General features: G+C 51.8%; 26 protein-coding genes and 5 pseudogenes. 20 read left to right on the top strand and 11 right to left on the bottom strand.

Annotated elements, in window-relative coordinates; genetic code table 11:
• Positions 1-17 precede the first annotated feature (17 nt).
• The 3 genes from EK369_RS15620 to EK369_RS15610 all read right to left on the bottom strand — a co-directional run bounded on the left by EK369_RS15620 (position 18) and on the right by EK369_RS15610 (position 2,281).
• Positions 18-755 (bottom strand): amino acid ABC transporter ATP-binding protein, encoded by a 738-nt coding sequence (locus EK369_RS15620; RefSeq protein WP_127115199.1) that lies wholly within the window; start codon positions 753-755, stop codon positions 18-20.
• Positions 755-1,426, bottom strand: a complete 672-nt coding sequence (locus EK369_RS15615) for an amino acid ABC transporter permease (protein ID WP_127115198.1) — start codon at positions 1,424-1,426, stop codon at positions 755-757. The genes EK369_RS15620 and EK369_RS15615 overlap by 1 nt, the downstream gene beginning before the upstream one ends.
• A gap of 99 nt (positions 1,427-1,525) precedes the next feature.
• The gene (locus tag EK369_RS15610) at positions 1,526-2,281 is read right to left on the bottom strand and encodes an ABC transporter substrate-binding protein (RefSeq protein ID WP_206198104.1); all 756 of its coding nucleotides are present in this window, start codon (positions 2,279-2,281) and stop codon (positions 1,526-1,528) included.
• A 206-nt stretch (positions 2,282-2,487) separates the two neighbouring features.
• Between EK369_RS15610 and EK369_RS15605 the strand changes: the two genes are divergently transcribed.
• Together EK369_RS15605 and EK369_RS15600 are read left to right on the top strand one after the other, a co-directional pair.
• Positions 2,488-3,189: a FadR/GntR family transcriptional regulator gene (locus EK369_RS15605; RefSeq protein WP_127115196.1), complete on the top strand. Its 702-nt coding sequence runs from the start codon at positions 2,488-2,490 to the stop codon at positions 3,187-3,189.
• A 140-nt stretch (positions 3,190-3,329) separates the two neighbouring features.
• Positions 3,330-3,611, top strand: a pseudogene (locus EK369_RS15600) (transposase); the annotation flags it as partial.
• On the opposite strand, the pseudogene EK369_RS15595 reads toward EK369_RS15600, so the two are convergent.
• A pseudogene (locus EK369_RS15595) lies at positions 3,610-3,993 on the bottom strand (IS110 family transposase); the annotation flags it as partial. The pseudogenes EK369_RS15600 and EK369_RS15595 sit on opposite strands and share 2 nt — an antisense overlap.
• A gap of 64 nt (positions 3,994-4,057) precedes the next feature.
• Here EK369_RS15595 and EK369_RS15590 point away from each other — a divergent pair.
• Positions 4,058-4,269, top strand: a pseudogene (locus EK369_RS15590) (transposase); the annotation flags it as partial.
• Between the two features lie 43 nt (positions 4,270-4,312).
• A complete protein-coding gene (locus tag EK369_RS15585; protein ID WP_127115195.1) occupies positions 4,313-5,020 on the top strand; it encodes an IS6 family transposase in 708 nt (235 codons plus the stop codon).
• A 94-nt stretch (positions 5,021-5,114) separates the two neighbouring features.
• Here EK369_RS15585 and EK369_RS15580 read toward each other — a convergent pair whose 3' ends face one another.
• From EK369_RS15580 to EK369_RS15570, 3 genes are read right to left on the bottom strand one after another with little or no spacing between them, the layout of a single operon-like run.
• Positions 5,115-6,626 carry a sulfatase family protein gene (locus EK369_RS15580; protein ID WP_127115194.1) on the bottom strand — a complete coding sequence of 504 codons (1,512 nt, stop codon included), beginning with the start codon at positions 6,624-6,626 and terminating at the stop codon, positions 5,115-5,117.
• 50 nt (positions 6,627-6,676) lie between these two features.
• The gene (locus EK369_RS15575; RefSeq protein ID WP_127115193.1) at positions 6,677-7,540 is read right to left on the bottom strand and encodes a polysaccharide deacetylase family protein; all 864 of its coding nucleotides are present in this window, start codon (positions 7,538-7,540) and stop codon (positions 6,677-6,679) included.
• 14 nt (positions 7,541-7,554) lie between these two features.
• Positions 7,555-8,196 carry a TetR/AcrR family transcriptional regulator gene (locus tag EK369_RS15570; protein ID WP_127115192.1) on the bottom strand — a complete coding sequence of 214 codons (642 nt, stop codon included), beginning with the start codon at positions 8,194-8,196 and terminating at the stop codon, positions 7,555-7,557.
• A 120-nt stretch (positions 8,197-8,316) separates the two neighbouring features.
• Between EK369_RS15570 and EK369_RS15565 the strand changes: the two genes are divergently transcribed.
• The 8 genes from EK369_RS15565 (at position 8,317) to EK369_RS15530 (ending at position 15,191) form a co-directional block, all read left to right on the top strand.
• Positions 8,317-9,084 carry an SDR family NAD(P)-dependent oxidoreductase gene (locus tag EK369_RS15565; RefSeq protein ID WP_127115191.1) on the top strand — a complete coding sequence of 256 codons (768 nt, stop codon included), beginning with the start codon at positions 8,317-8,319 and terminating at the stop codon, positions 9,082-9,084.
• A complete protein-coding gene (locus tag EK369_RS15560; RefSeq protein ID WP_127115190.1) occupies positions 9,081-9,809 on the top strand; it encodes an SDR family NAD(P)-dependent oxidoreductase in 729 nt (242 codons plus the stop codon). The genes EK369_RS15565 and EK369_RS15560 overlap by 4 nt, the downstream gene beginning before the upstream one ends.
• Positions 9,810-9,818: 9 nt before the next feature.
• Positions 9,819-10,799 (top strand): agmatinase, encoded by a 981-nt coding sequence (gene speB / locus EK369_RS15555; RefSeq protein WP_127115189.1) that lies wholly within the window; start codon positions 9,819-9,821, stop codon positions 10,797-10,799.
• A gap of 14 nt (positions 10,800-10,813) precedes the next feature.
• A complete protein-coding gene (locus EK369_RS15550; RefSeq protein WP_127115188.1) occupies positions 10,814-12,085 on the top strand; it encodes a cysteine desulfurase-like protein in 1,272 nt (423 codons plus the stop codon).
• Positions 12,086-12,121: 36 nt separating this feature from the next.
• The gene (locus tag EK369_RS15545; RefSeq protein WP_127115187.1) at positions 12,122-12,898 is read left to right on the top strand and encodes an ABC transporter ATP-binding protein; all 777 of its coding nucleotides are present in this window, start codon (positions 12,122-12,124) and stop codon (positions 12,896-12,898) included.
• Between the two features lie 24 nt (positions 12,899-12,922).
• Positions 12,923-13,696, top strand: a complete 774-nt coding sequence (locus EK369_RS15540) for a transporter substrate-binding domain-containing protein (protein WP_235871444.1) — start codon at positions 12,923-12,925, stop codon at positions 13,694-13,696.
• 86 nt (positions 13,697-13,782) lie between these two features.
• Entirely contained in the window at positions 13,783-14,484 is a 702-nt protein-coding gene (locus EK369_RS15535; RefSeq protein ID WP_127115186.1) for an ABC transporter permease, read from the top strand.
• Between the two features lie 11 nt (positions 14,485-14,495).
• A complete protein-coding gene (locus tag EK369_RS15530) occupies positions 14,496-15,191 on the top strand; it encodes an ABC transporter permease (RefSeq protein ID WP_127115185.1) in 696 nt (231 codons plus the stop codon).
• Between the two features lie 316 nt (positions 15,192-15,507).
• Here EK369_RS15530 and EK369_RS22705 read toward each other — a convergent pair.
• From EK369_RS22705 to EK369_RS15510, 3 genes and pseudogenes are all read right to left on the bottom strand, one after another.
• Positions 15,508-16,089, bottom strand: a pseudogene (locus EK369_RS22705) (transposase); the annotation flags it as partial.
• Positions 16,090-16,483: 394 nt separating this feature from the next.
• Positions 16,484-17,491, bottom strand: a complete 1,008-nt coding sequence (locus EK369_RS15515) for an ester cyclase (RefSeq protein ID WP_235871442.1) — start codon at positions 17,489-17,491, stop codon at positions 16,484-16,486.
• A gap of 52 nt (positions 17,492-17,543) precedes the next feature.
• A complete protein-coding gene (locus tag EK369_RS15510; RefSeq protein ID WP_127115183.1) occupies positions 17,544-18,563 on the bottom strand; it encodes an ester cyclase in 1,020 nt (339 codons plus the stop codon).
• Between the two features lie 200 nt (positions 18,564-18,763).
• Here EK369_RS15510 and EK369_RS15505 point away from each other — a divergent pair, with 200 nt between their 5' ends.
• From EK369_RS15505 to EK369_RS15480, 6 genes are all read left to right on the top strand, one after another.
• Positions 18,764-19,963, top strand: a complete 1,200-nt coding sequence (locus tag EK369_RS15505) for a nuclear transport factor 2 family protein (RefSeq protein WP_127115182.1) — start codon at positions 18,764-18,766, stop codon at positions 19,961-19,963.
• Between the two features lie 32 nt (positions 19,964-19,995).
• Positions 19,996-21,225, top strand: coding sequence for an extracellular solute-binding protein (locus tag EK369_RS15500; protein WP_127115181.1), 1,230 nt, complete (start codon positions 19,996-19,998; stop codon positions 21,223-21,225).
• Between the two features lie 71 nt (positions 21,226-21,296).
• On the top strand, positions 21,297-22,346 hold the full coding sequence (locus EK369_RS15495) for a carbohydrate ABC transporter permease (RefSeq protein ID WP_127115180.1): 1,050 nt from the start codon (positions 21,297-21,299) through the stop codon (positions 22,344-22,346).
• Positions 22,343-23,182, top strand: a complete 840-nt coding sequence (locus tag EK369_RS15490) for a carbohydrate ABC transporter permease (RefSeq protein WP_127115179.1) — start codon at positions 22,343-22,345, stop codon at positions 23,180-23,182. The genes EK369_RS15495 and EK369_RS15490 overlap by 4 nt, the downstream gene beginning before the upstream one ends.
• A 3-nt stretch (positions 23,183-23,185) precedes the next feature.
• Positions 23,186-23,623 (top strand): ester cyclase, encoded by a 438-nt coding sequence (locus EK369_RS15485; protein ID WP_127115178.1) that lies wholly within the window; start codon positions 23,186-23,188, stop codon positions 23,621-23,623.
• Between the two features lie 26 nt (positions 23,624-23,649).
• Positions 23,650-24,675 carry a LacI family DNA-binding transcriptional regulator gene (locus EK369_RS15480; protein ID WP_127115177.1) on the top strand — a complete coding sequence of 342 codons (1,026 nt, stop codon included), beginning with the start codon at positions 23,650-23,652 and terminating at the stop codon, positions 24,673-24,675.
• A gap of 8 nt (positions 24,676-24,683) precedes the next feature.
• Here the strand turns inward: EK369_RS15480 and EK369_RS15475 are convergent, their stop codons facing one another.
• A complete protein-coding gene (locus tag EK369_RS15475) occupies positions 24,684-25,175 on the bottom strand; it encodes a hypothetical protein (protein ID WP_127115176.1) in 492 nt (163 codons plus the stop codon).
• A 213-nt stretch (positions 25,176-25,388) separates the two neighbouring features.
• On the opposite strand from EK369_RS15475, the pseudogene EK369_RS22170 reads away from it, so the two are divergent.
• Positions 25,389-25,543: pseudogene (locus tag EK369_RS22170) on the top strand (ABC transporter ATP-binding protein); the annotation flags it as partial.
• A 293-nt stretch (positions 25,544-25,836) separates the two neighbouring features.
• Positions 25,837-26,138, top strand: a 302-nt coding sequence (locus tag EK369_RS15465; RefSeq protein WP_206198103.1) for a histidinol dehydrogenase, incomplete at its 3' end; no start/stop codon positions are given.

The following is a 26,138-nucleotide window of genomic DNA, read 5'->3' as shown; positions in this document are numbered from 1 at the left end:
TAGTTTCTCCTTAGATATTAGTGGTTCAAAATGGCTTGAAGGAATTTTTGTGTTCGTTCTTCTTTGGGGTTGTCGAATATCTCGGCCGGTTCTCCTGCTTCTACGAACTCTCCACCATCCATGAACACAACCCTATCGGCGACTTGACGGGCGAAGCCCATCTCGTGGGTTACAACAACCATTGTCACGCCGGTGTGCGCGAGGCTTTTTATCACATCCAGCACCTCGCCCACCATTTCGGGGTCGAGAGCGGACGTTGGCTCATCAAAGAGCAGGACTTTTGGCTCCATCGCCAACGCGCGGGCAATTGCAACACGCTGTTGCTGACCACCTGATAGCTGCTTGGGATATTTGTCAGCCTGAGCAGAGATGCCGACTTTGTCCAAAAGGCTGAGCGCTTTCTCTCGAAGTTCGTCAGCATTTGCCTTCCGAACTCGTTTCGGCGCGAGCATAACATTATCCAACACTGTCAGATGTGGGAACAAATTGAAGGATTGGAAAACCATACCGACCTCGGCACGTATCTCCCTTAGGGACTTACCCTTCTTGACCGGGATATTATCCACCACGATCGAACTGCTTGGATCGAACTCTTCCAGCATATTGATACAGCGGATCAATGTGGATTTTCCTGACCCAGAAGGACCAATCACACAGACCACTTCACCTTCGGAAACTTGGAGACTCACATCTTTGAGTGCATGGAAGTGTCCATAGTGTTTGTTGAGACATTTAATGTCGATGAAATTTTCCATCACCGCTCCTCAGTGGCAAAACGTGTTTCAAGGCGCGACACGATAACAACCAGGGGCCATAGGATCAGCACGTAAATAATAGCTGCTCCAATAAGGGGAGTAGGGTTTGCTGCCAGCGACTGAGCCTGTGTTGCTTGCTTAAGCAGATCGGGCATCGCTACGACTGATGCAAGCGCCGTGTCCTTCAGAACATTCACGCTGTTGTTCGTCAGCGGGGGAATCACGACCTTTACGGCCTGAGGTAGAACGACGTCCTTCATCATGCTGAAGTAGCTCAGCCCAAGAGCTTCGCTTGCCTCAAATTGCCCTTTTGGGACGGCCAGGATTCCCGCCCGAAAAATCTCAGCGGCATAAGCCCCGGCCACAAGGATCAGTGCGAGAGCAGCGGAGGTAAATGGAGAGAATTTCACACTCACGAAGGGGAGGGCATAGTAGATGACAATCAACAAGACCAGAAGTGGAATGGAACGGAAGAAGTCGATATAGACGCCGACCAGGAATCGAATTGGCAAATTGCCATACAGCCGACCAAGAGCCAAAAGAAGACCCCAAATCATGCTAGCGACGATGCCGACGACGCTTAGCGATAGGGTCGTTCCCAGACCAGAAACCAGCAACGGCCAGGTTCGCCGCAAAACGTCGATGTTAAAGAATGTATCAAGAATTTCCATCAGGGGTTCTTTCACTCAGCCGGGAGTTTTTGCAAAGCTACATGACGGCATTCGCCATGCAGCTCCATTAGTATTGCGGCTTTCAGCAATCCGCAGTGGTTACGGAATTTCCCGTACCTGGACGGTCGAAGATGTCTCGTCCGCAGGTACTCCGAACCATTTTTCGTGAAGGCTATCTAAGAATCCCTCTGCCTTCAGTTCTGAGATAACAGCGTCAGCATCAGCGATCAGAGGCGAGCCTTTGGCGAAGATCATCGAATAGCGCTCGCCCGTAGGAATTCGTTCGGCGACGGAAAACTGCGGTTTGTCGCGAACATAGTATTGCATTGCCGGAATATCAGAAATGTATGCGTCAACGCGGCCTGCGCTCAAATCCAGGATGGATGAGTTGATATTGGGGTAAGTTCTGACTTCAGCGAACCCGACTTCTGCTTGATTTTCGTCAGCCCAGATGTGGCCTGTTGCGCCAGCGTCCACGGCAACAACTTTGCCCCGCATATCTTCCAGAGTGGAAATGCCGCTGTCAGCCATAACAACCAGTGACTGGTCGCTGTCATAGTAGGGTTGCGCAAACCCAATCGACTCCAGCCGTTCGTCGGTTATTGTGATTGACGCGATGGCTACGTCTACTCGGCCGGAACGCACTGCCGTAAAGATCCCCTCCCAAGCAGTGTTCTGGAGCTCGACCGACTTTCCAAGTCGATTTGCGATCTCGTTGATCAAATCAACTTCAAAGCCTACAATCTGCCCGTCATTTTGCTGAAACTCCCAAGGGACATTCCCGACATTCACGCCGACAGTAAGGTCCGCCGCGATCGCAGACGTTGACGCTACCACCGCCGTGGCGATTCCCAAGATCGATGACTTAATTCTCTTTGAATGTACCAAAGTATCCTCTTCCGTTTGTTTGCAACAATTGGTCTGACCATTCAGACCGGTCAGACCAGACAGACCATTGACGAATATAGGCTGAAATGCAACATAAATTGTTACATCGAAGCTGGTACTTTAGCCCGGATGTGATTTGCCATTGGATGTCAATGCCTTAGGGAACTGGAGCTATGCAACTCAAATTATCGAAACCGCTGTCCACAGCACAGGAAATTCAATCCATGATCCGTTCCGGGCGACTGAAGGAAGGCGAGCGCCTACTGTCTCAACGAGAACTTGCAGACAGCCTGAACGTAAGCAGAGCTACACTCCGAGAGGCGCTTTTGCTGTTAGAAAACATAGGCTTCATTACTATTGAGCCGGGGAGCGGCACGTTTGTTTCACGCAAGCTTCCTTCTTCTGAAAATGAAGAAGTTCCATGGCGCCAGATCAAGGAGTATCCTTTACAAAGCGTCTTTCAAACGCGCCTTTTTCTTGAACGCGAAATGGTGTCGTTGCTGGCAATCTCGGTAAATTCCAAGATTGTTGCAGAGCTGAAAATGCTGACGGATCAAATGGAAGCATCTTGGAACAAAATGGAAATTGTTTCCCACATTGAAGCGGATATAGCGTTCCATGAGTGCATAGCAAACAACTGTCCAAATCAAATGCTGGCATCATTATATCGCCATTTCAAAGACCAAATGTGGGAAACGCAACGCCAACCAGTACTTCGAGCCGAATCGGAAGAAATGCGTATCTCGATAATTGGGCACAGAACCCTGATCGATGCATTACAGGCAGGAAACCCGGCTGCTGCTAGAGAGTCAATGAAGGAGCATATTCTGTACACAGCCGAATGTGCGGGATTGTCTAAAGAACAACTCCTTTGAATGGGCCAAAGCGGACTTGGTTCCGAAACAAGAGCTTCGCACTCTCTTGGAAAATTCTGGCCCAGCCGATAGGCTAGGGGTTCCGATCGTCCAGGGCTGTGCGAAGGTGGGCGGGATCGACAGTCTGCTCAGTGTATGTGATCCGCGAGGCGGGTATCACCGAGCAGACCTATTACTATTGGCGCAAGCAATACGGTGGTATTGGCACCGGCCAGCTGAAGGAACTCAAACGGCTCCAAAAAGGAGAACGAGCGTCTCAGGAAAGCGGTTTCTGATCTGACCCTGGATAAGCTGATCCTGTCGGAAGCTGCGAAGAGGAACTTTTGAGTCCCGCCCACCGCCGGGTCTGCATCGAGCATGTGCGTAGCCGGTTCAAGGTTTCTGAGCGGCGTGCTTGCCGTGTCCTGAAGCAACACCGGTCATGACCGAGATCATTTGTGGCGACAGGTACTCCTCAAGAAGCGCCAGGAACCAATCTGTCAGGGAGCTTCTTTGAAATCGCTCGGTTTCGCGAAAAAACAGAGTCAGGTAATTGGTCAGGATGCGGTGTCAGAGCTCGGTCGTCGACCGCGAAACAATCTCATGTTTCTTCGACAGTTCCTGAATGTCGGAAGTACCTGGCGCCAGCGGATCGTAGAAGAACTGCACGGCACCAATTTCCAGCATATGAAGAATGACCTGAGCGCCTCTCGGATCGCTCTTGCCCCAGCTGTCATGCAGGGCCTCACGTGTCCGGGCCAAGCCCACAGAGGACACGAGCTTCAGTTCGAACCCCGTTTGGCCGAGATGATGCGCCGGTGCCTGACCTGACCCCAGCAAATCCCTTACCATGAAGTAGAGCCTGCCCAACCTATTTTGGAGCAGACGAATGCGCAAGAGCCGTTTCACCGAGGCGCAAATCATCGGGATGATCAAAGAGCAAGATGCCGGGATGTCGACGGCTGAGGTGTGCCGTCGGCACGGCCTGAGCCCGGCGACCCTTTACAAGCTGAAGTCCAAATATAGCGCATGGAAGTGTCGGAGGCCGCGCGGCCGAAGGCGCTGGAGGATCAGAATGCCAAGCTGAAGGTGACTGTTGCATTAATCGCAAACATTGGGGACGTGCTGTGTTTTGAGGTTGTCCATGCCGCGTAGATCGCTGTTTAAACACCATCGCTTCCCGTGTAGCATCATTCTTTGCGCCGTTCGCTCGTATCTGCGATTTCCACTGTCCTATCAGGATGTCGCGGATTTGCTGGCCGAACGAGGCATCGAAGTTGATCGTTCGACCGTGTTTCGGTGGGTTCAGAAGTTCGGCCCCGAGTTGACCAAGCGCACCGAGAAACACCAACGCCGCGCCAGTGTAGATTGGCACGCTGATGAGACTTACATCCGTGTCGTCGGAAAGTGGCGCTATCTCTGGCGTGCTGTTGACGCAAACGGCCAGATGGTCGACTTCCGGTTTACTGCACGGCGGGACACCAAAGCCGCCAAGGCCCTTCTGAACAAAGCGATTGAGCGTGTTGGTCTCCACCGACCTGTCTCAATCGTTACCGACAAGGCACAGACATATCGGCGTGTTATTCGCGAAATCAACTTTCGCTATGTTCCGCATTTTGACAGCATTCGACATACTGACCGAAAGTGGCGAAACAACTTGATCGAAAGCGATCATGCCGCCATGAAGCGGCTATTGGGATACCGACAGAGCTTTCGTTCCTTGCGAACGGCCAAAGCAACCCTGCGCGGGATAAAGACTAAACGCACCATCAAGCGCGACCACATTCATCATAAACAACCTGGCGTTCAGGGAGAAATCCTGTTCAACTTTCAGCTATTCAAAGCCGCATAATCCGCTGCAACCCAAAGGTACAAGGTCAGCCTCAACCGATTAGTGCAACAGCCCCAGGGGATATCCTTTCCATCATTACCTGCAACTTTAACTCTCACTCCGGCACTATAGCTTCACTTGCTACTAGCAAATCACAAGGTGTGCGCAACTCTGCGTTGTTCACATATAGCGCTTCGACTTCAATGAAGATATCGGATTGCTCCATATTGTTGATCGCATCATACCCGCCCAATTTTTCGATGATGGCCGCTTGCTTTTCCAATGCACGAGCATTGACCTTTTCAGGATCAAGCATTGAGCGAAGAGCGTTTTCACATTCTGCCAAAGCATTCGCAAAGTTGGGGTCTTCTGCGAGGTCAACATCCTCGTTTGGGTCGGTCTCATGATTGAAAAGCTGCGGTCGGAAGCCTGGATAGTAGATGTATTTCCAAGGGCCATTAAGCAGCATGAAGATACCGGTAGAAACCCCGCCGTCGTGATATTCGCTCAGCACAAACCGCTCAGGCTTTTCCCCCTCAATGATCCTGAAAAGACTGACGCCATCAAGGTTTTCTTCCCGCTCGTTCAGCGGTTCGCCAGCTGCTTCGATCAAGGTAGGATAAAGGTCGATCAGCGAAACAGGCGTGTCACAAGTAACGCCCTGAGGAATATCCGGTCCGGACATCAGCATTGGGATGGCCACTGAATCTTCATACATCTGGAATTTGGTCCACAGGCCGTGACTGCCCAGCATTTCGCCATGATCACTCGTATAGATAACCCGGGTATCGTCCTTAAGCCCGGCCAGTTCCAACGTTGTCAACAGATTGCCAACCAGATAATCGGTGAACGAACAAAGCCCAAAATAGGCGCGCCGCGCTTTGCGGGCCAGATCCGCGTCAAAATGATCATCGTAATTATAAAACTTGCGCAGTTCTTGCATCAGCGGGTGGATTTCAATGTCGGGTCCGCGGTGGGCTGTTCCCACTTCGTCATCGTCATAAAGATCCCAGAATTCTTGCGGACAGATCAGTGGGTAATGTGGGCTGGTCAGGGAGACAAACAAGGTCCAGGGCTTGTCATGTTCGCGTTGGGCGGCCTGACGGAGCCAGGCACAAGCGGTTTCGCTGACGACACGATCATATTTTGTGTAATCTGTTTCGCCCACACCTACGTGGTTGGCAAATTCAACCACTTCAACATTGGGTTCGGGAAAAGAAAGTGGATTTCGCAAAAGCCCGCGTACCCATCCCAGTTCGTTCAAGTTGTGGATTGGCAGAAACTCGCGGGTGAACCCATTACCCGGTCCAGCCCGCAGGTAGCCCAATTTTCCCACTGAAACAACTTCGTGGCCTTTATCAATCAAATGGTGGCCCCAACTGGGTCGCGTCATGTCGTATGCTTCAACAGAACTGAAATATTCATTCTGATGGAGCCATTCACCCGTTGCCAGACAGGCGCGGGCAGCAACACAGGTGGGTGATGGTGTGTAAGCTTTTGTGAAAGTGACGCCCTCGGCCGCGATTTTGTCAAGGAACGGCGTTTTGACAACCGGGTCACCGTAGCATCCGGAATAGCGCCGTGTGTGTTCATCAGCGATGATGAATAGGGTGTTTTTTGCGTTCATGGGGACCTCTGATATATTGGGTTTCCGCGAATTTGCGGAATTGATCTACGTCAGGTGGCGGGCAGTGAAATGGTTTCTTGCCGGATAGAACTGCCATGCTTGGCGGCGTAACTAGCGATGTCTTCCATCTTGGCGATCCAAACATCACCTTGATCGACTATTTCTTCCAAACGCTGTTCGAACAACCGCCAGCGGGCGATACGGCCAGTTAAGAAGGGGTGCAGAACTGGCATCCAGAAGCCGCCAGTAGCGTAGGCTGCATTAAACTCTTCGAAGAAGTTGGCCAGTCCGGAACTCGGGCTTCTCACGGGCATTGTATAATCAAGTTCAGCAAGTTGGGCGAAAGGTGGCCAATCATCAGTGCCCCAGTGTGGCGGGATCTCAATGAAATTACCTTCACTGGTGTTGACCTGATAGGGCAGGTCATCCGCCATCATCGAACTGTCATACAAAAAATCGTGTTTGATCAGCAGGCGTACAATCTGTGGAGTGATACTGTACACCGGAGCACGGTAGCCGCGCGGTTTTTGGCCGGTCATTTTGACGTGCACATCAAGGGTTTTCTCAAATAGCTCCACCTCTTGGGCATCTGAGTGCTTTAGTGGGTCTTCATGTGCCCATGAATGATGTCCAATTTCATGGCCGCCAGCCAGGATGTCGTCGACAGTATCGGGGTAGTTCTCCATCACCCAACCCGGCATGAAAAAAGTCTGCTTCAATCCAAGCCGTGTATAGGTTTCCAAAATGCGAGGCACAGCCACAGTTGGCCCATATCGCCCCATTGAAACCGAGGAGAGTCGACGGTCCGCGTCGTCCGGACAAGCAAGTCGCACCAATGAATCTGCATCAATATCAAACGTGATTGATGCGGCGCACTGCTTTTGGCCACTCCACTTTATCGGGTGCTGATACACGATGGGCCTCAATTTCAGTTCTGCGGGTGAATTTTGACGGCCGCGCTCCCTGGAGGATTGACGGCGAACATTGCGGAAAGATCATTTCGAATACGGTGTGCCACATCGTCTGACGTCAATTCTTCAGAGCAAACAAACTGAATGAAGCGTGCGTTTTGCAAGTGAAAGATGGCTTTTCCTAGATGTTCAACGTTCACGCTTGCCGGGATACATCCGTCTCGTTGCAGTGATCTGATTTTGCCGATCAAAAATCTAGCTAGCTTTTGGTCTTGCTCAAAATAGGCACTCGCGATGTCGCCGGCGTTGTCAGTTGTCACGGCAGCGATCACCTGGCGCCAAACAACCTTTCTCAAGTTGCTTACGGCGTGTTCAGCAATAGTGCGCGAGAACATAACACTCAGATCGAATAGATTTTCCTGGGTACAGCGCGTCTCCAGTTTGTCCAGCAATAGGCTATCATTCTCAATGATGAGATTAATCAGGATTCCCGCTTTCGTCCTATAGTAGTTGTGGACCGTGACACCAGAGACCCCCGCATGGTTTGCGATATCTTCGATCTTGGTGCCTTCGATTCCATTCTTCTCAAACAGGGTGCGTGCAGCATCTAAAATCTTGCGACTACGATCTTCTTTCTGACGCGCTCTCAAGCCTGTCATTGCCCACTCCTTCTAAACATACGGTGAGCATAGAGCGATACGGTAAGTTAGTTCAACAAAATTATTAGTTGATTAAAAATTTTTACTCACTAAAGATTTACAAAGAACAGGGAGCCGTCGATGGGAATCACATACCAATTTTCTGAAAGTACGGTGGTGGTCACTGGGGCCTCCAGCGGGATCGGGAAAGCAGTAGCAGCCGCATTTGTGAGCGCCGGTGCCGAAGTGACAATCTTGTCCGACACGTCCAATATCGGCGAAGTAGCGCAAAACCTCGGCCCGAACGTTCGCGCGATCCAGTGCGACATTTCAGATCGAAATCAGGTAATGGAAGTGCTCGGACATTTGGAGCGGGTCGATATCCTTGTTAACAATGCGGGGATTGAATTGCCTACGCCTTTACAAACTGAAGGCACGAAGGGGCAGAGTGATTTTGATCGTGTGTTAGTGACGAACGTATCGGGCACTCAAAATGTCACTCAGGCTTTAATCACCCGCATTCCGGATGGCGGACGAATACTGGTGACAGCTTCGATCTGGTCTCGTACTGCGGTACCGGGTTTTTCTGCATATGTTGCGTCTAAACATGCGTTGCTTGGTCTTGTACGGACCTGGGCACAAGAGCTGGGGTCACGCCAAATTCGTGTCAACGCGGTCTGTCCGGGTTGGATTAAAACGGGTCCAGCCATGAAATCACTGTGTGAGTTGGCCACCGCGAGCGGTAAAGAAGTCGATGAACTGGCTCAAGAGCTGTCTGATGCGCAAGCTTTGCCGGGCTTGATGGAGCCTGAAGATATTGCCCAGCTTTACCTTTTTCTTGCCAGTGATGGTGCTGCCAACATTACAGGTCAGGCAATCAACATTGACCGTGGAGAAGTTATGTCATGACGAATAGTGACAAAACTGTCCTGGTGACTGGCGGCTCAAGGGGCATTGGGCGAGCCACCTGTCTCGCTTTTGCGCGAGCTGGTTACAAGGTCGCGTTTTGCCATCTCAATGATATGGATGCAGCGAAAACGCTGGCTGACATCAATGCCCTCTCAACGGGCCTCGAGATAAACGCCGATGTCTCAGCGGAGGCGTCAGCGCGATCGGTTTTTGAGCAGGTTAGGGTCGAGTTCGGCAGCGTCGACGTACTGATCAACAACGCTGGTATTTTGTCCGAAGCGCCTCTGGCAGAAACAACGATTGAAGATTTCGACAGCGTTATCGCTGTTAACTTGCGCGGCTGCTTTCTTTTCGGCCGTGAATTCGTGCGGAATAGCCAGACCGGTAGGATAATCAACGTTGCAAGCGATTTGGCGCTGCTCGGCCGCGAAGGGATGTCGGCTTATGCCGCCTCCAAAGGCGCGATCTTGAGCATGACGCGTAGCTGGGCGCATGAGCTTGCGCCGAACATTCTGGTCAACGCCGTGGCACCTGGCCCTATCAACACATCTATGACAGACCCTGAAAATATGAGCGCCGAAGCGCGGGCTGCTGATCTCAACACGCCTCTGGCGCGTTTTGGTGAGGCTCCGGAGATAGCGGAATTGATCTTGTACCTCGCCGGACCCCACAGTGGTTTCACCACTGGCCAATGTTTTGGGGTGAACGGCGGAAGCGTTATGTAGGTGAGATCGATGGACACAACAGACAAATATTTTCACCCCGTTTCTGGATTTGACCTACCTCGATTTGCAGGCGTACCTACCTTTATGCGCTTGCCGTTCGTCGGCCCCGACCATCCCAGGTTACCAGACGTTCAGGTGGGGCTGATCGGTGTGCCGTGGGACAGTGGAACAACAAACCGACCTGGTCCAAGACACGGACCAAGGCAATTACGCGACATGTCGACAATGATCCGCGCGCAAAACGGAGCGACAGGAGTCAGACCTTTCGAGATGGTCAACTGTGCCGATCTTGGTGATGTCGCCCCAAATCCTGCCGATCTGATGGCAAGCATGACGCGGATCACTGAATTTTATCGTTCAGTGCTGGACCATGAAATATTTCCGCTCACGGCAGGTGGGGACCATCTGTCTTCGCTGCCAATCTTGCGCGCAGTTGCGCGTGGAGGCCCGGTAGGTATGATTCATTTCGACAGCCATACCGACTTGTTCAACAGCTACTTCGGTGGCACCCAATACACCCATGGCACTCCGTTCCGTCGAGCCGTGGAAGAAGGCCTGCTGGATCCCAAACGGGTTTGTATGATCGGCATTCGGGGCTCAACCTACGACAATGAGGATCGCGATTTTGCGGATGCGGTCGGGATACGCGTTATTCCGATAGAGGAATTTCATGCCAGGTCGGTGCCCGACGTCATGGAAGAAGCGCGCGACATCGCTGGGCTCAAAGAGACCTATATCTCTTACGATATTGATTTCGTTGATCCAACATTCGCCCCCGGCACCGGAACGCCTGAAATAGGCGGGCCTAACAGTTTCCAAGGACTTGAAGTGGTGCGACATCTAGAGGGCGTGAATATCGTTGGTGCTGATGTTGTTGAAGTGTCCCCCCCCTTTGATGCGTCTGGGAACACGGCATTCCTTGGCGCGTCCATTCTCTTTGAACTCTTGTGTGTCGTTGCCAAGAAACTCTCGCACAGCCAAATGACCTGACAGGACAAACGCAGATGAACACAGCTGACTTGAACTCGAATTTCCCAGTGGACTTTGTAAGATCCCAGTTTCCTGCAATCGGCAATTCCGAAACTGTTTTTTTTGACAATCCCGCTGGCACGCAGCTGCCCGATCAGGTTTTTCGGGCCATGCAAAGAACCGGTGCTGATGCGACAGCCAATCTAGGCGGAGCCTTTGCCCGGTCTATCGCTGCCGGAGAAGAATTGTTGCGTGCAGAACGGCGCGCCGCGGCTTTTCTGGGGGCGGATGATCCGGAGGAAATCGTCTTCGGCCCTTCCATGACGGAGCTGACATTCCAGATGTCACGCGCCATTGCCAGAACATTGTCGCCAGGTGACGAGATTGTCCTTACCAATCAAGAACACGAAGGGAATTTTTCACCTTGGCTTCTTGCGGCGAAAGATTTTGGTCTGGTCATTCGGCGGGTCGAAGTGGATCCAGAGAGCTGGCGTGTTGAACAAAGCGCGCTGGAGGAACAGCTGAGCAACAAAACCAAGGTGGTCGCGCTGAACTACGCCAGCAATCTGACAGGGTCGATCAACGACGTACATGCGCTGACCAAAAGCGCCAAGTCTGTGGGGGCGTTGGTTTACATCGACGCGGTACAATTCGCCCCCCATGACATTGTCGATGTAAAATCTATTGGTTGTGATTTTTTGGTGTGTTCTGCTTATAAATTCTACGGTCCACATCTGGGAGTTCTTTGGGGACGAAAAGACGTCCTGAACGACCTTCCAGCCGATTGCGTTGCCTGCACGGTTCAGCATCCAAACGCGAAATTCGAACGCGGCACGCCTCAGTACGAACTTCATGCTTCATTGAACGGATGTCTCGACTATTTCGAGGATTTGGGGCAAAAGCTGCGGCCCGAAACAACAGGGATTGCGGCGATACACGCCGCTCTTGAATTGGCGAAATACCATGAAGACGCCTTGTGCCACCAGCTGGTGAACGGCCTGACAGATATCCCTGGTGTTTCCATTTTCGGCATTTCCGATCCGTCAAAAATGGATTTCCGGGTGCCAACTGTCTCTCTTATCTCATCGTCTGTGCCCCATAAGGTGCTTGCCGAACAGCTGGCTTCGGCGGGAATAAATGTCTGGCATGGGCACAATTACGCTATCAGGATTCTCGAACAATTTGACCATGATCGAAACAATGGCGTCTGCCGTTTTGGGATTGGGCATTACAACACTGCCACCGATGTTGAACGTGCCATTGTCGCCGTCGCAGCCGCCCATGACAAATCACAGGCAGTCGCATGAGGAACTGTTCGCCCGGCCTTTGGAGAGGAACTGCACATGACTGCTGAAGTTGAACGCATAAACGTTGTGGATTTGCACAAACACTATGGATCACTGGAAGTCCTAAAAGGCGTGTCGCTTCAAGCCAATGAAGGCGATGTTATCTCGATGATTGGTGCCAGCGGTTCGGGCAAGAGTACATTTTTGCGCTGCATAAACCTGCTCGAGCTTCCCTCGGCCGGGACAATTAAGGTCAGTAAAGAAGAGATCCAGTTCAAAGATAAATTGGTAGGCGGCAACAAGGTTCCCAAGGACTTGCGCCAGGTTGAACGCGTCCGGCAGCGTCTGGCTATGGTGTTCCAGAATTTCTGCCTGTGGGAGCATATGACCGTCCTCCAAAATGTGATGGAGGCTCCAGTTCACGTGCTTGGGCTGTCTAAGGTTGAGGCAAAAGACAAGGCAGAAGCACTGCTCAATCGCGTTGGCATGTGGGAAAAGCGCGACGTCTACCCGTCGTTTATGTCCGGTGGCCAGCAACAACGCGTCGCTATTGCCAGAGCCCTGGCAGTTGATCCTGAGGTGATGCTGTTTGACGAGCCCACATCCGCGCTCGATCCTGAGTTGGTCAACGAAGTCTTGATGGTCATTAGAGACCTCGCCGAAGAGGGTAGAACCATGGTTCTTGTCACCCACGAAATGCGCTTCGCTCGCGATGTGTCCAGTCGCGTCATATTTCTACATCAAGGACTTATCGACGAAGCGGGAACACCTGAGCAAGTGTTTAACAATCCGCAAAGCGAACGCTGCAGTGCGTTTGTTAATTCCATTAACTAAGAGAACCCAGGGAGGAATGGGAAAGTGAATATCAGAAACATCATCAAGACGATCACGGTTGCAGGCTGTCTACTAGCTACAACGCAAGCCATAGCCGAAGTACGTTGGGGTGTGGCATCGGAGCCATATCCGCCTTTTGCATCAAAAGGAGCTGACGGTAAATGGGTTGGCTGGGAAATCGAAATTGGTGACGCCCTTTGCGCTGCCATGAATGAAGAATGTTCATGGGTCGAAGTTTCGTGGGACGGCATCATTCCAGCGCTGCAAAGCAAGAAGTTCGATGCGATTGTTGCTTCCATGTCGATTACTGAAAACCGCATGAAAGTGATTAATTTTTCCGACAAATACTATCAGACACCTGCGGTCGTCGTGGCGCCAAAATCGTCAGACATAACTGCTTCCGCAGAGGGTGTTTCAGGCAAAGTTGTTGGCGTGCAAATCTCTACCACCCACGCGGCATTCGCTGAGAAGCACTTCAGTGCGACAGCGGACTCGATTAAGCCATATCAGACCGCTGACGAACGCAATCAAGATCTGGTGTCTGGCCGGGTTGACGCGATCATCGGTGACTCGCTGGCCGTTTCGAAGTTTCTGGAAAGTGAGACCGGCGCGTGCTGCGAGATCAAAGGCGAGGTCTCGGATGTTGCAGTCTACGGGCCAGGCATTGGTGCGGGATTGCGCAAAGAAGACACAGAGTTGCGCGACAAGATCAACGCCGCGATCGAGAAAATCCGAGCGGACGGTACCTATGAGGCCATCAGCTCGAAGTACTTCGATTTCGACATCTTTGGCGGATAAGTAACTGAAAGACACGCGGCTCCGAATTCTCGGGGCCGCGCGATCAGATTTGGGAAAAACCGGTGCAGGAATTCTTCCAAGACGTTATGCAGCAACTGGCATTTTCACCCCCGGGGTGGGGTAAAAACCTGTTGTGGGGATTGTTTACGACGCTGCAAATTGCGTTTGGTGCTTATGCGTTGGCATTGCTGATCGGCATTGGCGGAATGCTTGGCAAAGTCTATGGCGGCCCGGTTATGCGATTGCTGCTCGAGATCTATACAACGGTGATCCGTGCCGTGCCCGAGCTCATTGTCCTGCTGCTGTTGTACTATGCCGGAACGGATCTGTTGAATTACATTTTGATCAAGCTTGGCTATCCGCCAGCGGATATCAATGCCTTGTTGGCAGGGATCTTGGTGATCGGTATTGTCCAAGGTGCATTTTGCACCGAAGTGTTTCGAGGCGCGGTTCGCTCAATCCCCGTCGGGCAAATTGAGGCGGCACAATCTTTCGGTATGCCATTCTGGCAAAGGTTCCGGCGCGTCATTTTGCCGATTATGATCCCGCGTGCGCTCCCAGGATTGTCAAATCTTTGGCTTATCACAACCAAAGACACGGCGCTTCTCGCCGTGATCGGGTTCTCGGAATTGGCTTTGACGACAAAGCAAGCCGCCGGGGCGACCAAGTCCTACTTCCTTTTCTACATCGTTGCGGCGCTCATTTATCTCTGTGTGACGCTGATCTCAAATTTTGTCCTGAAGCGGATCGAGAACCATTATCGCCGCGGCCAAAAGAAACTCGCATAAAAGGAAGTCAGATGGATTGGACATGGGTTCCGCAGTATGCGCCAAAATTGTTGGAGGGGCTTTGGCTGACCCTGCAATTGACGTTTCTTTCAATCGTTTTCGGCATGATGCTGGCGATCCCGTTGGGGTTGGTTCAGGTTACAGGTCCGAATTGGTTGGCCCGTTTGGCATTCGGTTTTTGCACGCTCATTCGCGGCACGCCGCTATTGATTCAGCTTTGGCTACTCTATTTCGGGCTTGGATCATTGTTTCCTTCTGTTCCAGTCATTCGCGAAACTTGGCTCTGGCCGATTCTGCGAGAAGCGTTTCCATTTGCCCTGCTGGCATTCACCATCTCTGTCGCAGGCTATTCCGGCGAGGTTATGCGCGGCGCATTTCAGAATGTTTCTAAGGGAGAGCTGGAAGCGGCCCGATCCTTTGGCATGCGCCCATTCAAAGTATTGAAAAGAGTTTGGGCACCAAGGGCAATTCAATCGGTTCTACCGACCCTTGTCGGCGAATTCATCATGACATTGAAAGCAACACCACTTGCTGCAACAATCACTGTCTTCGAGGTCTACGGCGTCAGCAATTCGATCCGGCAAAATACTTTTCTGGTTTATGAACCGCTCTTGTTGGTTGCGGGAATTTATTTGGTTCTAGTCCTCATCCTGGTTACAGTGTTTCGATACATTGAGAACAAAATGCCACAACGTGCTTTGCGTTAGATCCATTTACCAACTGGAACAGTGGACCCACCAAAAAGGAAAACATAATCGCGAGTGTTTGGAGGTTCAGTGCTGCAATTGGTTTCAGGAAGACTTCGCAATCTATTGAAACGGATATTCACAAATGGCCGAAATCGCCACCGCGTAGAGGCGCGGATATTTTCGCCTGCGCAGGAAATTCGGTACACTATGCGCACGCAGCGAAAAATCGAGAGTACCGGTTAGGGCTAATTGTGTTGAATAACTCTTTGATTTGGACAGGCCTTCTTAAACTATCGCTTTGATTTCTTTTGGATGTTGATATCTGCCTTTCACCTCATCCTGTTGCGGGCAGCATAGGCTTGAGATTCGCCAGCTTCCGGAGGGTTTTGGCGGTGGCTGCGAGGGTAAACTCGTCTTGAACGCCACATGGGCCGCGTAATCGGAGTCGTCCAAGGTCGAGAATGTGTTAGAAGTGAGCGTAGAGCATCTCAACCCTTTTCCTTCGCGCCTGAGCTTTCGGATTGAACTCTGAGGCCGAGCATTGCCGGGCGAAATCTCGGACGATTTCGTTTTTGTCGCGATGGATGGTGCGGGCGTCTGATTTTCGGCAGCACTTGGCTTTCAGTGCACATCCCGTGCAATCGGACTTCAGCGCCCGATACTTGCGGGCGCGCCAATTCGGCGCATTCCGCCTTGGATCGGAATAGGTCCGCCAAGTGTGCCGCACTTCCTTGCCGCCCGGATAGATGTAGCGGTCGTTCTCATCATTCCATGTGAAGTCGGATCGCGAGACCATTCCATTCGTGCGCTCACCCGTGTTGAAGACGGGGATGAAGGGAAGGATTTGGCGTTTTAGGGCAAGCCAGACCAGATTGTCGGACGACTCATATGCCGTATCCGCAACAATCCAATCTGGCTAGAAAGTTTGCAACAGATCCACTTTGGGCACCATATTCGTTGAAAGTTGCGAACGACCGGTCATTTTCACAACGCACAGATGCAGAGCCGGACCAAGCTGGTTAAACTCCCCGCGGCGATCACAATCGGCGGCAAGCTCCTCAGGACTCAGAGTGAAAGACACATTAATCTCAAGGTTCACTCAATGGGCTCGAAAACGCACGCTCACCAATCCTCTGCTCCTCAAGAATAATAATCCCTCGAAAATGAGGGAAATAAGGGGCTAACCCACCTTGAGAAGCAGATTAAATGAAATCAATGACTTAAATAGCTTCATGCAATAAAAGTTATTTTCAACACACACTTGCCTAAGCAACATACTGCAGCTCCGTTACGAGTACCCCAACCTGAACCTAGATTTGGCGAAAAGCTACATTTGAAATCTGTCGCATTCTTGCAAACACGTCGACACCCAATTGTTCATACATATGGATCAGGTCGACCATGACCCAATTTTCGCGAATGAGATCTCCATCCAACCTCCAAAAATCGAGGCCGCGGATGTCAAGCTTTTGACCTGTTGGTGGAACACCTAGAAAGCCGTCTGCTACCAATGTCTGTTGCATGGCGGGCCAACCTGTTTCCCCGACATAGCTTCCATCGGCGAAGAAATGGCACAAGCTCTGAAAGTCTTGATCGCTCCAGTTTGGCATACCATCGACCCAAGGTCGCATATGCCAGTCAAGAAACCCCTCATACCCGCGTGACGAGCCAATGCCCGACGGGCCATACCAATTCATCTTTGGGTGCCAGAAGCGTTCAAGTTCCATGGCTTCTGGGCCTCCGTTTGCGGGGAAATTTTTCATCTGTTCCAGCATGTCCTCAACAACTGACAAGGCCGCGGCAGATTGTTTTGGATCCGCATAAGACCATTGGACGCCGTCCTGTGAAGATGGTGGCGGCACGCACCATTCACGGCCCAGGCTGGGTGCCATTGGCCAAACTTGTGCCTGCATCATCAGCTCTGGAAGGTCCCAGATGGCCTGCACCTCAACGACACGTCCTTCGTCGAAGCGGTAGAATTCATGATAGCGCATGTGCGCCAAATGTCCCGTTGGTGGAATGTCCAGAAACGGCGCGGAAAATGTTCCAAAAACATTGCCCATGATTCCGAGCCATTCTTGGTCACTTTGGGACACTCCGGAGATTCGTACGTTGTCACGGCATTCCAGATCAGGCATAGCCTTGGCAAGCGCACCGTAAGTAGCCTCAAAAAAACGACGTGGATCAGTGAATTGTCCGAATGGGGAACACATCTTGAATTGCGCATCATTCGCTGACAAACTTTCGATCGCAGCCAGCGCTAGCGGCAAATCAAAGTCAAATAGCGCGGCGCGATAGGGCTTGATCAAAGACTTCAATGCTATTGCGTCCGTGGCGCGCCCCTTTTTAGGCATCTCGTGAACCTCCACTCTAATTGAAGGCCTCAACCGGCGCAGACAATTTGATGTGTCGATCAAGCAGATCAACACCTAGCTGTTTAAGAAACCAAAGATGGTCGATAAAAATCCAGTTTTCGGCCAGCCTGTCCCCATCCCTACGATAGAGGTCGACGATCCTCATATCCGCTAGCTTGTCCCCGTCAGAAGTCAGCCCCATGTAGCCGCCAGTTGCCCGCATAGTCAAACTTGGGTATCCAAAAAAGCCACCATAATTTCCCTCGCCCAACCGCACGATATGGCCATTATGACGAATGAATTCGAGGCCATCCTCAAAGGGGCGGGTATGCCCTTTCAGATATCCTTGTTGGGTGTAAGACGCGCCAATTCCGGCAGGCCCCCACCACAGCATGTCATCACGCCAATCCAGCTTGAGGTCTTCGATTGTGGTTTTGACACCAGTGTCGATAAGACGGTGGATCATCCGTTCTATCAGATCAAGGGTCGCCTTGCCTTCGACGGGTGCCTGTTCCGTCAGCAACAGGCCATCCTGCGTTTGCGGACCAGGGGTTATGGTGACAAAGCCAGTCGCCTCGGGGATGACCCGACTGCCAACTTGCAAAAGGATCCCCATGATGTCGATATGAAGTGCAGATTCCTGAATCTTGCCGTCTTCTACACGGTGAAATTCGCAATAGCGCAGAAATGCCATCTTGTGATGGGGTGCAATCCCAATCCAAGGGCTATGAAAGTGGCCCAGCAAATGACCCATTGAACAAACCCAAGTTGTCGTCTCACCATCAAGCCGGTTCGGGCTGGCGAAAAAGATATTCTCGCGCCTCTGGATGGGCTCAAAGGCCTCCTTGAAGGGCTCCCAAAACAGATGGCTTACAGACTGCGATCCGTGCAGTTCATTGAATGGGTGCGAACCACGCCAACGATAATCGGATGTGGTGTATCGCTGCAGAACTTGAGCCACTTCTTCAGGGGAAGCCGCGTCCAGATCCTTATAAAATTCAACAACCAAGGCTTTCGCGTCTTGTAGATCAGTCATGGCGACTCCTCTCGCATATGTATGCGCACATTTTTCGCGATTGAGCGGCTTCGTCAATAGGTAAATTGACAGAAAGACTGAGCTCACTCAAGGATTCGCCTATTTTATTATGCATTTTTCATCTGTTCAAATTTTCACTTGACCAGAACCATTCTAACTTTTAAGCATACGTATGCGATTAACTTACGAAAGAGACTGCTGTGACCCAGAAAAACGAAGTTGTGCCAAAACCGGTTACCGATCACCCCAAAAAGTCGGGCCGCCACACTGAGTCATCAGGAACCCATATCAGGTTCAGCCCTCTGGAAGACACGCACATGCCTCCTGACTTTTCCATTTCGTTGGAAGAGTATCGCAGAGGCGGCACGCGGGAATTCTTGGCCAAAGAACCCGAGCATCTCGCCACACATTCCATGCGTGGGTTTGAACCAAAGTTCAAAAACATCGTTGACTACATAGTCCGTATCACCCACCAGATTTGGGAGGAAAAGGACATCGGCTATATCTACGACACCTATAGCCATGATTGCCGTGTGTGGGATGATGTGGGCCTGCAATATGGGCGCGATAAGATCGTCGCAGACACCGTGCATACCAACAACGCTATTCCTGACGTTCGTCTGGTCGCCGATGAAGTGATTTGGGCTGGCAATGACGAGGTCAGCTTTCACACGTCTCACCGGACAATGATCCTCGGGACAAACACTGGATTTTCCCGCTTCGGCCCGCCAACAAACAAACCACTGCGGTTGTTCTGTATCGCTAATTGTGTGGCTCGTGAAAACGAAATCTATGACGAACATGTGGCGTATGACACTGCAGCTTTGATACAGCAGATGGGATACGATGTGCGCGATACCGCAAAGCGCGCGGCAGAGCAGCGTGTTCAAGGCCCGTTTGCGCCCAATTTCGCGGCAAGTGATCCGGCCCGCTTGCCAGGCCAGGCCTTTCCAGAGCGGCAGGCCATTCCGGATGTGGTGGATGGCAACGTACGAGAGTTCGTACACGCAGCTTTTGAGAATATGTGGAACCGTCGAAACTTTGCGGCAATGGATGCGGTCTATTCGCCAGATATTGTTTTCGAAGGATCAACCAGTCGTGTTTACCGCGGTGTTGGCCAAATGCGGTCACATATCATGTCGATGATCGCGATGTTCCCCAACATCAAGGTGTCGGTCGATGACATCTACTGGATGGGTAACGCAAAAGACGGCTATCTTGTTTCAGTTCGTTGGGGCGGGGTCGGCGCCCATCGCGGGAATGGGCCATATGGAGAGCCCACCGGCAAAGAAGCGCACATTTGGGGCATCACCCAATGGCATATCCACGACAACAAAGTCCAGAAAGAATGGACTGTTTTCAATGAGTTCGGAATTCTGATGCAGATTCTAGGTGATTAATAACTCAAAGAAGCCTCAACAGGGAGAAAGACATGAAAATCAAACAAATCTTAATGGCTACCGCGCTGACACTGGCGCCTCTCGGCGCTGCCGCTGAATGCTCTATCGAGGGAACAGGTGAAGTAAACGTCATTTCCAATTTCTTTGAAGCATTGGAAGTGCTGTCAAACGAAATGAAGAACTGTGGCAATGATAATCTCATCATCGACACCAAGCTAACGACGGATCACAAAGAAGAAACCAACAAAGCATTTGCCGCGGCAACGTCACCATTTGATGCAGCCGCTGTCGCAAACAGCTCTATCACTTTGCTTCAAGCAAAGGGACAATTGAGACCCCTCAACGATCTGGTTGAAAAGTACCGCGACGAGTACAACATCGAAGACGGTATGTTGATCAAGTTCGGTGATGAAGTTGCCGCAATTGCCTTCATGGTGAACGCTCAGCATCTGTTTTTCCGTAAGGACATCTTTGAAGAACACGGCGTTGCGGTTCCGTCCACATGGGATGAACTGCTGGACGCAGGCGAAAAGCTGAAAGCTGCCGGCATCGAACACCCATACGGTGCCGCATTTGGCAACAGCTGGGAGCTTGCGAATGAATACGTCAATTTGTTGCTGGCCAATGGTGGGACATTGTTTGACCCAGCGACCTCAGACTCCACATTTGAGACGCCCGAAGCCATCGAAGCCTTAAAAATGATGGGTGAACTTTATAAGCTCATGTCACCTAACGCGATGTCCATGGATTTCGGCGATGTGAAACGCCAGCTGCAACAAGGTGACGTGGCGATGGCCATCCTCTGGGGTAACGAGGCCTCTGCGATGGATGACGAGAAAGAAAGCACAGTTGTTGGCAAAGTTGGTTTTGCCGCTGCACCTGCGATGACAGCTGGCGGTGCACCTGCCTCTACATTCTGGTGGGATGGTTATGTGATTCCGAAAAACCTTGACGGTGATCCAGACCTAACATTCCAGGTGTTGATGCACGCGATGCGTGAAGAGACAGTAAAAGCAAATAATGACATTACACTCTGGATCCGCTCTGCCTATGAACCAGGTGAATACACTTCCGCCATTACCGATACGGTTGTGAATGGCGCACCTCCCTACCCGATGAACCCGCAAGCCTCGCTGGCGCACGGTGCTTTGGGTGAAAACATCGCTGATTTCATTGTTGGCAAAGAAAGCGCCGAAGAGTCGCTGGCAGATGCTACAAAAGCGTATCGTTCTGCAGCGCAAGAACAAGGCCTGCTCAAGTAAGGCCTTCTCCCAGGTGCCAGCCCTTCGAAAAACTGCCGGCTGGCACCGCCCCAACTTCTCAGGATAGTGATATGAAACGATCAACCTTCATCTCATTTGTGGCACCCTCTGTCATGTCGATGCTGATCTTGATCGCATTGCCACTGGTCGCGATTGTCTACCTGGCGCTGTATCAATCCTACACCCAGATGGAGATCAAAGAGGTAAAGACAGAGGTGCCGCTATTTGGTGGCATGACCCGCGAAGTCATCCGCAACGTTCCACAACCGGTGATGGACGATGCTGGAAACCCTATTCAAGTTTGGGAATACGTCGGAACACAGAACCTTAAGAATGCGATTGATACCGAGGGGCTGAGTTCCGCATTCAATGCAGATCAGAACATTAATTCAACGCGATCCTTTATCAGAGCGCTGTTTGACGAAATTCGGGATGTGGATTTCTGGTCTGCCCTGGAGTTCACGCTGATCTACACATTCCTCACAACACCCATCATCATAATTCTGGGATTTGGCCTTGCACTGGCAACCAACCGATTGACCGAACGGCTTCGAGGTCCGGTTGTCTTTGTCACTTTGCTCCCGATGATTGTAACACCCGTTGTTTCTTCCTTGGCGGTCTACTGGCTTTTTGTAGACGGGGGGGTCATTGCGGCCAGCCTCGAAGCCATGGGCATCGGAAAGTTCTATTTCCTTGCTGACCAGTTCACTATCCGGGCTGTCATCGTGGCGTATGGCGTATGGTATGCAGCGCCATTTGCGTTCATCATTCTGTATGCGGGCCTGCAAACTGTCCCCGAGGAACCAATCGAAGCCGCAATTGTAGACGGTGCATCGCCTTGGCAGCGTGTTCGATACATTGTCATTCCGCACCTCACGCCGCTCTTCTCGGTAATTGCGTTAATCCACATCATGGACAGCTATCGGGTGTTCGAACCGATCCTCGTCTTCGGATCCCGCGTATTTGCCAACTCGGTGCAATATCTGACGTATTACACGCTGGTGTTTGAGGACAACATTCACAAGGCGTCAGCATACGCGATTTTGACAGTTCTTGGCGTCGTCGTCCTGCTGATCCCCATCATGATCAGGACCTTCAAAGATCAGAAAGCAGGGAAATGAAACCGGCAAACCTCAATATCGTCACCCATTCAATTATCAACCTTGGTCTGTGGTTCTGGTTCCTTGTGGCGTTGCTGCCATTTTTCTGGATGTTCCTCATCTCGCTGCGCGTACCTGTAGATGCGTTTTCAACCCCGCCAAAACTGTTTGCACCCGTCACATTTGAGAACTTCCGCTACATATGGGTCGAAGACGGGTTTTGGCGATATGCTTTGAACACAACAATTGTGACGGCGGTTACCGTTGTTGTTTCGCTGACGATGGCCTGCCTCGCGGCCTATGCCTTGTCCCGCTATCGCGGCTCGATCGGGTTCTGGCTGCTAATCGCAGCCATGGTGTTTCGCGCGATGCCGCACGTCGTATTGCTTACCGCCTACAGACCGGCGTTCTTTGAGCTTGGAATCTGGAGCCGGTATGAAACCCTGATCATTGTGCTGGTGGCGATCAACCAACCGTTTGCCATCTGGATGTTACGGGCGTTTTTCATGAACATCCCCGAAGAGCTGGACGAAGCCGCGCTGGTTGACGGGTGCACGCGCTGGCAAGCCTTCTTCAGGGTAATCGTGCCAGTGATGTGGCCAGGAATCGTGACCGCCGGGTTGTTCTGCTTTCTTTTGGCTTACAATGACTTCCTGATTTCCAGCCAACTTATGAATGGCGACATGTCCACGATGACCGCCGCATTGGGCAGTTATATGGGGCAAAACCAAAGCCTTGCTCGCCTGATGCACGGCATCGCGGGTGCCGTATCAATCACCATTCCGATCATCATTTTGGTGTTCGTTTTCCAAAAACAAATTGTCTCCGGTATGACCGCCGGCGCTGTGAAAGGATAACCCATGTCAATCGCTTCGAACCTCACCCTGATCCAAAATATGTATGTTGCATTGAACGCGCAGGATCTGGAGGCCCATGATCAATACTGGCACGAAGACATGATCTGGCATGGCCCCCCCGGTTTTGGCGATGTTCACGGGCGCGATCGCTTCAAGTACGAAGTTCTCGCGGATTTCTACAAGGCCTTCCCAGATTATCACGTTAGCCATGACATCGAGTTTGCGGACGAGAAATGGATAGCAGGCACTGGCTACCTCACTGGCCATCAACATGGCGAATACCTTGGCCTCGCCCCGACTGGATTACCCGTTAAGATGCGTTTTTCTGATTTCTGGTCGGTGGTCGACGGCAAGTTAAAAGAGAATTGGGTCATGGTTGATCACGTCGACACATTCAAACAGTTGGGTGTTGATCTGATGGACGTAATCACCCAAAGGTAATTTGAACGCACAAGGCGGACAGGCTATTGGCAAAAAGATCGAAAGTTACATCCATTGATGTCGCGCGGCACGCGGGCGTTTCCCAGTCCGCTGTCAGCCGTGCCTTTTCACGTGTTCCCACACAGTCAGGTGTGTCGGCCGATGCCAAGAAGAAGATACTTCAGGCCGCTGATGAATTGGGGTATCGCCCAAACGCGATTGCCCGGTCTTTGGTTTCGCAAAGGTCAAACATCGTTGCATTGCTGTTCAGCTACTTGGACAATCAATTCTATGCTCTGGCATTGGAAAAGCTGTGCATCGAACTACAGAAGTTAGGCTTCCACGCTTTGGTCTTCATGATGCCCAGCACCGACGAGGGCGAAGCAAAAGCTGTGTCTAACCTGCTGGAGTATCAAGTGGATGGGATAATAACAGCATCGGTGGAACTGTCTTCTGACTTGTGTGCATTTTGTGTAGAACACGACATTCCGATTGTAATGTTCAATCGTTTCCAAGACCATGACGGCATATCAAGTGTAACAACTGACAACGTTGCAGGCGGACGCATCGCGGCGCGGCATTTGGTAGAGACGGGCCACAAGAGAATTTCTCTCCTGTCAGGGTGGCAAATGTCCTCCACCAGCAGAGATCGACAGTTTGGCTTTGAAGCGGAACTTCGTGATAGGCAATTAGAGCTCTACTCGCATGAGATTGGCCATTTCAATCTCGAGATGGCAAAAACGGCGGCGTTGGAGATGTTTGCAGATCCCAGCGCGCGCCCCGACGCACTCTTTGTGGCCAATGACTATATGGCGATTGAAGTGATGAGCACCTTGCGCCAAAGCTACGGACTAGAGATACCCGGTGATGTCTCCGTGATTGGGTTTGATGACACACCTATTGCGGCCTTACCTGAGTTTTCACTTACAACTGTCCGGCAGCCGATCAATCAATTGGTCGCAGGTTCCGTCCGGCTCATGAATTCCATGATCAATGGCGGTGTTGGCGAGGTTGAGAATATCTCGTTGGCACCCAGACTTGTCGAAAGAGGGTCAGTGAAACTGCGTAACTGAAGTGCTCTCTATCCGCCGTCAGGGTTGGTGGAACCAAAGGCGGCCCGAGCAAAGATCGTATTTGGCTCATCCGATTGGCTCCATTGTGCTGCGCGTTGGGTTCTGATGGAGTGGACATCCCTGATCAGCCCCACTGAAGTGGTCCGGTCCAGTTGGGCCTCGGCATAGCCATCTTCCGCCTCCACCTGAATGTGAGCCAAACTGGCGAGCCCCTGGGTCGCCGGCAACCCACGGACATCATCTAGCAGGAAATCGCGCTGGATCGGTGCCGGATCCCCAAAGAGCCGCACCGCCACGGCCTGCATCAGCCACGGATAATGCACCGCGTTCAGACGTTGCTGCATTTGGGTCAGTCTGTGCCGCATAGGTTGCCAGAAAGCCGAGGCCACAGCCTCAGTGCCGGTGACTTCGTTGAACAGATGATACCCCTTCCAATTCTGGCCCGAGTCGCAGAATTCCTCCATGACCGCAGGGATACCGTCGACTCCGGCGCCGCTCAAGGTGGCCTAAGACCAACGCACCAGGGTTTTTTCCTTGCTATCACTCATCGTTTTACCGTCATTTTCCAGTAACTTACCAAGGCGAAACCAGATTTTGAATCACTGCTATCAGTTCAAAATTGCATCCGCATGCAAAAATGTCTTGCCAGAGACGGCAATCCTCAAATATTGTTTTTTGCAAACGTATGCATACTAATTCCATTGGGAGGAAACATGGCCGAGATACAACTGCGCAACATTGGGAAACGTTGAGGATCGTTTGTTGGGGTCGATAACTTCGATCTGACGATGCCGACAAAGAGTTCCTTGTGTTGCTGGCCCCCTCGAGCTGCGACAAGACCACGACAATGCGGATGATTGCTGGTCTCGTTTAAAGCTGACAAGAGTTACCGCGCCGAGATCGACGGTCGGGTCTCCATTCATGTCCACAAGGATCACTGCCACCTGTTTGGTGCGCAATCCGGTGCACTGCTCGGGGGTCGATACCCCCGACACTAAAACCCGCCTTCCGGGTCAAACCCGGGCGCTGTTTTCGAAGATGCACCCAATCTCTAGGGAGGAACGATGTGTTTTTGAAGAAAATCGTGCTGGCCGGCTCCATGGCCGGCTTTGACCGCGGCGAGAAAACCCCTCCCCGCCCCGACAACCAAGGATCAGGAACATGACCATCGAACATCTCAAACGTGGCAAACCCGAAGCGGATCGCGCCGAAGACGACGCCAAGACCCGCGCCGTCGTGGAAGCGACCCTGAAAGACATCGAAACCCGTGGGGATGCGGCGGTGCGCGACCTCAGCGAGAAGTTCGACAACTACAGCCCCGCCAGTTTCCGCCTGTCACAGGACCAGATCGATGACCTGATCGGCCAGCTGACCGACCGCGAACTGGCCGATATCAAGTTCGCCCAGGAACAGGTGCGCAATTTCGCCCAGGCCCAACGCGACTCGATGCTGGATATCGAGGT

Origin of the sequence: Shimia sediminis, assembly GCF_003990645.1 — a bacterium.
Taxonomy (GTDB): Bacteria; Pseudomonadota; Alphaproteobacteria; order Rhodobacterales; family Rhodobacteraceae; genus Shimia; species Shimia sediminis.
This window is presented reverse-complemented; position numbering and strand designations above follow the sequence as displayed.